Genomic DNA, 6524 nt, shown 5'->3' on the forward strand with positions numbered 1-6524 from the left:
CATCGGCCGTGGCGTCCGACGGCGAATGGCTCAGCGTCACGGTCTCCGGCAGGGTTCCGGGCGCCGTCGGCTCGCTGCTTCCCTGGACTCTTACGGCCCGTGCCTGGACCCGGGGCGAAACGTCCGGGCCGTCAGCCGCGGCCCGGGTTCCCCGGACATGGCGCCTTCAGCTGCAGGGCCTGGCCGCATGAGCCGGCCGGATACCCGCAGGACGCGACGGGGCGGGCACACGCCGGACCCGGAGCGCGGCGCGGGCACCGTCCTGGCGCTCGGGCTGGGACTGCTGGTCGTCCTCGCCGCTGTCTTGATCGCGCTGCTCTCGCAGTCGGCTGCAATGGCATTCCGGGCGGCCGCGGCCGCAGACCTGGCGGCCCTGGGAGCCGCGGATGCTGCCCGGGGAATCGCTCCCGGAGAACCATGCGCCGTCGCTGCGGAGGTCGCCCACCGGAACGGCGCGAGGGTCCTCAGCTGCGCGGAAGGCGCCGGGAGCACGGTCCAGGTACGTACCGAGCTCGAGGTCCGCACCCCTCTGGGCGCGGCCACCGGGCTGGCCAGAGCCGGACCGCCCCCGTGAGCCGGTGCCTGCGGCCGAGGCTAGGCCTGCAACGGTGTCGCGGCGTGGTCCGGCTGCCCGGTGCGCATCTGGTCCGTTGCGTCCTTGAGCAACACGTCGATCAGGGTCACGGCCGCGTCCTTGTCGAGGGGATTGTTCTTGTTGCCGCACTTGGGCGACTGCACACAGGACGGGCAGCCGGACTCGCATTCGCAGGCTTTGATCGCGTCGCGGGTGGCGGCGAGCCAGACCCGGGCCTTGTCGTAGCCGCGCTCGGCGAAGCCTGCCCCTCCGGGGTGGCCGTCGTACACAAAGATGGTTGGCACTCCGGTGTCGGCGTGGATGGCCGTGGACACCCCGCCAATGTCCCAGCGGTCGCTGGAGGCAACCAGGGGCAGGAGCCCGATCGCGGCGTGTTCCGCAGCGTGCAGGGCACCCGGGAACTGCGCCTCGATCAGCCCCGCACCGGTCAGGGAGCGGTTGTCCATGACAAACCAGACCGCCTTGGTGAACAGGTCCCGGGCGCCCAGCTCCAGCGGTTCCTCACCGAGGATCTCGTTGGAGATCAGCGCCTTGCGCTGGAAGGAGACCACCTGCGTTGTCACTTTTACATCCCCGAAGTGGACGGCCACGTCGCCCCACTGGGTGGTGCGCTGTGTTTCGAGCACCTCGATCTGGGTCACGTCCCGGGCGGTGGTGTAGTAGTCCGGGTTCGCCCGCCGCACCACCACGCAGTGGTCGTCCTCGTTCAGGTCCTCCACCACATAGCTCTCGCCCTGGTGGACGTAGATGGCGCCCGTGTGGGCCTGGTAATGCGTCTGCGGGGAATCCATGGTCCCGAGCAGCGACCCCGTGTCGGCGTCCACGATGCTCACCGGGCCGCCGCCGTCGGCCCTCAGGTTCACCATGGCCGCGGCGCTTTGCGGGTGGGTCCAGAACCACCCTGCGGGGCGCCGGCGCAGATATCCCTGGGCCACCAGCTGGTCCAGCAGCTTCTCGGAGGTGGCCCCGAACAGGTCCAGTTCGGCGAACCCCAGCGGCAGTTCGGCGGCGGCGGCACACAGGTGTGGGCCCAACACGTAGGGATTGGAGGGATCAAAGACCGTGGCCTCGACCGAGACGTCGAAGATCGCCTCGGGGTGGTTCACCAGGTAGGTGTCCAGCGGGTCATCGCTCGCGACGAAGGCGGCGATGGCGTCCTGCCCTGCCCGGCCGGCCCGGCCGATCTGCTGGAACAACGACGCGCGGGTTCCTGGCCAGCCCGCGACGAGCACGGCGTCGAGCCCGGAGATGTCGATGCCGAGTTCCAGGGCCGACGTGCTGGAAACGCCCAGCAGCTCGCCGGAGCGCAGCGCTTTCTCCAGGGCCCGGCGCTCCTCCGGCAGGTAGCCCGAGCGGTAGGCCGCGACCCGTTGCGGCAGGCTGGGGTCCACCTCGTCGAGAAGGCGCTTGGTGATGGAGGCGATGGTTTCGGCGCCGCGCCGGGACTTGATGAACGCAATGGTCCGCACCCGCGAGGACACCAGGTTGGCCAGCAGGTCCGCGGTTTCCGCTACAGCCGTGCGCCGCTCCTTGGCGCCGTTCTCGCCCCGGAGCTCGGTCAGGGCAGGCTCCCAGAACGCGACGGTCGTGGAGCCATGGGGCGAGGAGTCCTCGGACACGGCACGGACCGGGGCACCGATGAGCCGGCCGAACGACGTCGCCGGCTCGGACGCCGTGGCGGAGGCGGCGATAAACACCGGCCCGGAGCCGTCCGGGCTGTAGTAGGCGCAGATGCGGCGCAGCCGGCGCATCAGATTGGCCACGTGGGAACCGAAAACGCCGCGGTAGCTGTGGGCTTCGTCCACGATCACGTAGCGCAGCCGGCGGAAGAACCGTGCCCACCAGGCATGGTTGGGGAGGATCCCGAAGTGCAGCATGTCCGGGTTGGCCAGGATGAAGTTCGCGTGGTCGCGGATCCAGCGGCGGGACGCGGGGTCGGTGTCGCCGTCGTAGGTCTCGGCCCGGACGGTGGGGAGTTTCAGCGCCCGGATGGCGGCCAGCTGGTCCGCAGCCAGGGCCTTGGTGGGGGAGAGATAGAGGACGACGGCGCCGTCGTCGTGGATCCTGCCGGGATCGGCGAGGACCCGCAGTTCGGACCGGTGGATCGCGTCCAGCGCCGGAAGTTGGTAGGCCAGCGACTTTCCGGACGCGGTGCCGGTGGCGATCACCACGTGCTCCCCGGCGTGGGCGAGGTCGGCGGCCTGGATCTGGTGGCGGTAGGGCTCGTGGATGCCGAGCGATCCGTAGGCGTTCACCAGATCGGGATGGGCCCACCCGGGCCACGGCGCGTGCACGGCCTGGCGGGCGGCGATGGTGCGCACATGACGGAGCTGTTCCGGGTCCGGGCCGCGGCCCAGCAACGGAATCAGGGACTCATGTGGGTTCACTCGTACATTCTTTCACCCGGCCTCAAATCGTCCGGGGCGCGGGACCCAGCAGCCCCCGGGCCTCAGCCCACCGACAGGTCCGAGCCCTCGTCCGAGGCGGAAAGCATCAGCACATGGCAGACCGCTGTCCAGCCGAGGTGCGAGTACAACTTCTGCCCGTCCAGCGAGGCGAGCAACAGCCCGGTCTGGACGTCGTGTTCGAAAGCCTGGGCGGCGAGGGCCCGCATGATGAAGCTGCCCAGGCCCCGGCGCTTGTATCCGGGCTCCGTGACGATCTTGTCGAAGATTGCGGTGTGGCCCACCACAAACACGCGCCCGCTCGCCGCCACCTCGTCCCCGGCATAGACCACGGCATGGTGGACGCCGTCGGATCGTGACGGCACCCACCGCAGGTCATCATCCGGAAGCCAGGGATCCTCGGAGTCCTGGGTGTCCATATCCACGATCATCATAGTCTGCGAGGCGGAGGTGACGTTGAGCCCGTGTTGCTGGGCGAGGAAGGTGTACCTGGCTGCGTCGTTCGTGAGGACCGTAAGGATCCGGGCAGGTACTTCAAGGGTGGTGGCGGCCAGCGCCGCGAACTCCGCATCGGAGGGGTCATGGGCGAAAAATTCCCATTCGTGGGTGGTGTCCGCCCTGAGGGCCGCAGGGAACCGGCCCTCCCTGCGTGTCTCATACCCCCGGCAGCCAGCCCAGCCGGTGACCCAGATTTCGAGCAGATGGGTGGTGTCTTCAACCATGGCCTCAAGACTCATGTGATGAGCGTATTCCAGCCCCGCCACAAGCAACAGGGGCCGGGTCCGGGAACAGGACTTGCTTACGTAATTGTGACCGGTCCGCCCTCCGGAAGCCGTGCCGCCGCGGCCAGGACCGCGGCTCTGGCCCGCGCGCTACTGGCTGCCTGCAGCTTGTCCCGCGGCGCCCGGCGTTCGGCCCAGCCAGTACCCTTAAAACGTGGCTTTGAACAGAATTGTGCTCTTTTACGGCTTTACCCCTCTCGCGGACCCCGATGCCGTCCGGCTCTGGCAGCGCGCCCTGTGCGAGAAGCTCGGGCTGACCGGCCGCATCATCATCTCCAAGGACGGCATCAACGCGACCGTCGGCGGCGAGCTGAAGGCGGTCAAGCAGTACGTGAAGACCACCCGCGAATACAAGGGCTTCCACGGTATCGACGTGAAATGGTCCGACGGCGGCGCCGCGGACTTCCCCCGGCTCAGCGTCAAGGTCCGCGACGAGATTGTGTCCTTCGGCGCGCCGGGTGAGCTCAAGGTGGACGAACACGGCGTCGTCGGCGGCGGGACGCACCTTGCGCCCGAGGAACTGCACCGGCTCGTGGAAGCGAAGAAGCAGGCCGGGGACGAAGTGGTGTTCTTCGACGGACGCAACGGCTTCGAAGCCCAGATCGGAAAATTCAAGGACGCCGTCGTCCCCGACGTCGCGACGACCCACGATTTCATCAAGGAACTCGACTCCGGCAAGTACGACGCCCTCAAGGACAGGCCCGTGGTCACCTATTGCACCGGCGGCATCCGCTGCGAGGTCCTCTCAAGCCTGATGGTCAACCGCGGCTTCAAAGAGGTCTACCAGCTGGACGGCGGGATCGTCCGGTATGGCGAAACCTTCAAGGACCAGGGCCTCTGGGAGGGCTCCCTCTACGTATTCGACAAACGTATGCACCTTGAATTCAGCGAGGACACGAAGACCATCGGCGAATGCGTCCGCTGCTCGGCGCCGACGAGCAAATTTGAGAACTGCTCCAATCCGTCCTGCCGCACCCTCACCCTTTACTGTTCGGACTGCGCCGCCAGCCCGGAGACGCTCCGCTGCCCGGAAGGCTGCGCGGCCTGACGCCCTGCACCCCGCCGGCCCACCCCCGAACCGGTCCGGATGACGGCCCGGGGACTCAGATCCGGCTCACCCGGTAGGCGAAATTGGCACCCTCCTTCGCCTCCACCTTGATATGGAGTACGACGTCGGCCGGCAGATAGACCACGTTTACCCGGGAGGTCCCGCACCGCAGGTTCAGGTCCACCAGTTCAATGTCGTCATGGCTGATGCTGAACGACACCCGCCGCGGGCTCCGGCACGCCAGCGTCAAGGCGTAGCTGCCCTCGGGCAGGTTCGCCGTGTTCTCCTCCCGTTCCTCGGCTGCCGCCAGGGTTCCGTAGTTGCTGTGGAACACCTGTCCCTCGGCTCCGGGCAGCACCTGTGCCACCCACGAGTCCAGTTCGGCGCCGGTGACGGGCTGGTTGTACGTGGGATCGCGCGGCAGGGCCGCATCGGATAACCCCGGGGCGGGGGCGGTCGCCGTCCCGCTGGCAAAGCCGTCGTCATATTCGTAGGCGCAGCCGGTCAGCGCGGTTCCCAGCAGCAGCGCGAGCAGGAGCCCCACGGCAGATCCCGTGTGAGTCCGGGACACGCTCGACACCGGAACAGTGGGCATGTCCTGACTTTAACCCGCCCCGTGCCGGCGCGCCAGAGTCCAACGCCCCGTGCTGAAACGTTGTTCCGGGCCTACTGCCCCGGTCCGCTGAAGCTAATCCGGATCCCCGCGACGGCGCCGGTTCCGGGTCCCGGGACGCCGTCGCCGTAACGCACGACGTGGGCCGAGACCGATCCCGGCACCAGGTCCACCCGTGCTTCCGCCGTGCTGCCGCAGTCAAGGCTGAGCTCCAGGAGAGTGCCGCCCTGACGGGCGCCCTGCGTGACGGATAAGTGCGTATCCGGTGCCCCGATGCACGCCGCGGTGACCGTGTACTGGCCAGCCCGGGTGACAACGCCGGACGTCATGAACCCGCCGCTGCTGGTGTCGCCGATCCCGCCCGATCCGCCGATCAGGAGCCCCTCCGGTGAGCCGAGTATGGCCCCGAGTTCCAGCAGATTGCGGGTCTCGGCGGCCACGAGTTCGGGGTCCCGGGCCGGCAGCGGCGCCTTGGCAGGGTATGACCGGCTGGGCGGGCTGGAAGCGGCCGGTGAGAGTCCAACGTCGTCGGCGTATTCACAGCCCGCCAGCCCCGCGGCGGCCAGCGCCAGCACCACGGCAGCCCGGCCCGTCCAGTGCGTACCCCCAGTAGCTGACATGGACCGAGCCTAGCGGCGGGGGCCGCGCATGCAAGTCACGGCGCGTCCCCGCCCGCGGTGGCGTCGGCTGCTATCCCGCGGGTGCCAGCTGGTAGGCGTAAATGAGCGGAGCATCAACGCTTGAGGTGCTGATCTGCAGCGTCCCGGCGGCGGGGACTTTGATGCGTGCCGTTTCGCGGCTGCCGTTGCAGGCCGCTCCGGCCTCGTTCAGCCTGGCGCCGTCGAGGGAGGCCACGAAGAAGGCCTTGCCGCCGCCGTCGCAGCTCATCGTCAGCAGGTAGGTGCCGGCCCCGATTCCGGGGGCGGCTTTGACGATCGGATCCCGGTTGAGGATTTTTCCCGAGTCCTCGAGCACGATCCCGTCGACAGAGGGAAGAGCCGTGGCCTTCCATGCCGGCACATCGGCCGACTCGACGGAACCGACCGGGGAGCACGCTGCTGTGGCCAGGACGACGGCGGCG

Annotated in this window: 7 protein-coding genes and 1 pseudogene (1 of these 8 running past the window's edge); 3 read left to right on the forward strand and 5 right to left on the reverse strand. The window is 68.7% G+C overall.

What is annotated here, in order from left to right:
• Together K789_RS25460 and K789_RS0116045 are read left to right on the forward strand one after the other, a co-directional pair.
• Nucleotides 1-191, forward strand: a pseudogene (locus K789_RS25460) (pilus assembly protein TadE); the annotation flags it as partial.
• Nucleotides 188-574, forward strand: a complete 387-nt coding sequence (locus K789_RS0116045; protein ID WP_024367641.1) for an Rv3654c family TadE-like protein — start codon at nucleotides 188-190, stop codon at nucleotides 572-574. The pseudogene K789_RS25460 and the gene K789_RS0116045, both read left to right, overlap by 4 nt.
• 20 nt (nucleotides 575-594) lie before the next feature.
• Here the strand turns inward: K789_RS0116045 and K789_RS0116050 are convergent, their stop codons facing one another.
• The gene (locus K789_RS0116050; protein WP_024367642.1) at nucleotides 595-2982 is read right to left on the reverse strand and encodes a DEAD/DEAH box helicase; all 2388 of its coding nucleotides are present in this window, start codon (nucleotides 2980-2982) and stop codon (nucleotides 595-597) included.
• Between the two features lie 62 nt (nucleotides 2983-3044).
• Nucleotides 3045-3737 (reverse strand): GNAT family N-acetyltransferase, encoded by a 693-nt coding sequence (locus tag K789_RS0116055; protein WP_024367643.1) that lies wholly within the window; start codon nucleotides 3735-3737, stop codon nucleotides 3045-3047.
• Between the two features lie 199 nt (nucleotides 3738-3936).
• Between K789_RS0116055 and K789_RS0116060 the strand changes: the two genes are divergently transcribed.
• The gene (locus K789_RS0116060) at nucleotides 3937-4830 is read left to right on the forward strand and encodes a rhodanese-related sulfurtransferase (protein ID WP_024367644.1); all 894 of its coding nucleotides are present in this window, start codon (nucleotides 3937-3939) and stop codon (nucleotides 4828-4830) included.
• A 55-nt stretch (nucleotides 4831-4885) separates the two neighbouring features.
• Here the strand turns inward: K789_RS0116060 and K789_RS0116065 are convergent, their stop codons facing one another.
• From K789_RS0116065 to K789_RS23325, 3 genes are all read right to left on the reverse strand, one after another.
• Nucleotides 4886-5425 (reverse strand): hypothetical protein, encoded by a 540-nt coding sequence (locus K789_RS0116065; protein ID WP_237739622.1) that lies wholly within the window; start codon nucleotides 5423-5425, stop codon nucleotides 4886-4888.
• A 71-nt stretch (nucleotides 5426-5496) separates the two neighbouring features.
• On the reverse strand, nucleotides 5497-6063 hold the full coding sequence (locus tag K789_RS24115) for a hypothetical protein (protein WP_128081650.1): 567 nt from the start codon (nucleotides 6061-6063) through the stop codon (nucleotides 5497-5499).
• Between the two features lie 70 nt (nucleotides 6064-6133).
• Nucleotides 6134-6524: the 3' portion of a hypothetical protein gene (locus K789_RS23325; protein WP_024367647.1), read on the reverse strand. Its footprint extends 122 nt past the window's final position; the window shows 391 of its 513 coding nt (coding positions 123-513); the start codon falls outside the window, past its right edge — the gene reads right to left on this strand; it ends in the stop codon at nucleotides 6134-6136.

The sequence above is a fragment of the Arthrobacter sp. TB 26 genome, from assembly GCF_000427315.1.
Classification (GTDB): domain Bacteria; phylum Actinomycetota; class Actinomycetes; order Actinomycetales; family Micrococcaceae; genus Arthrobacter.

Excerpts from the sequence above, each read along its gene's own strand:
- K789_RS0116045 (WP_024367641.1), top strand. The coding sequence starts at position 188 with ATGAGCCGGCCGGATACCCGCAGGACGCGACGGGGCGGGCACACGCCG.
- K789_RS24115 (WP_128081650.1), bottom strand. The coding sequence starts at position 6,063 with ATGTCAGCTACTGGGGGTACGCACTGGACGGGCCGGGCTGCCGTGGTG.
- K789_RS0116065 (WP_237739622.1), bottom strand. The coding sequence starts at position 5,425 with ATGCCCACTGTTCCGGTGTCGAGCGTGTCCCGGACTCACACGGGATCT.
- K789_RS0116055 (WP_024367643.1), bottom strand. The coding sequence starts at position 3,737 with ATGAGTCTTGAGGCCATGGTTGAAGACACCACCCATCTGCTCGAAATC.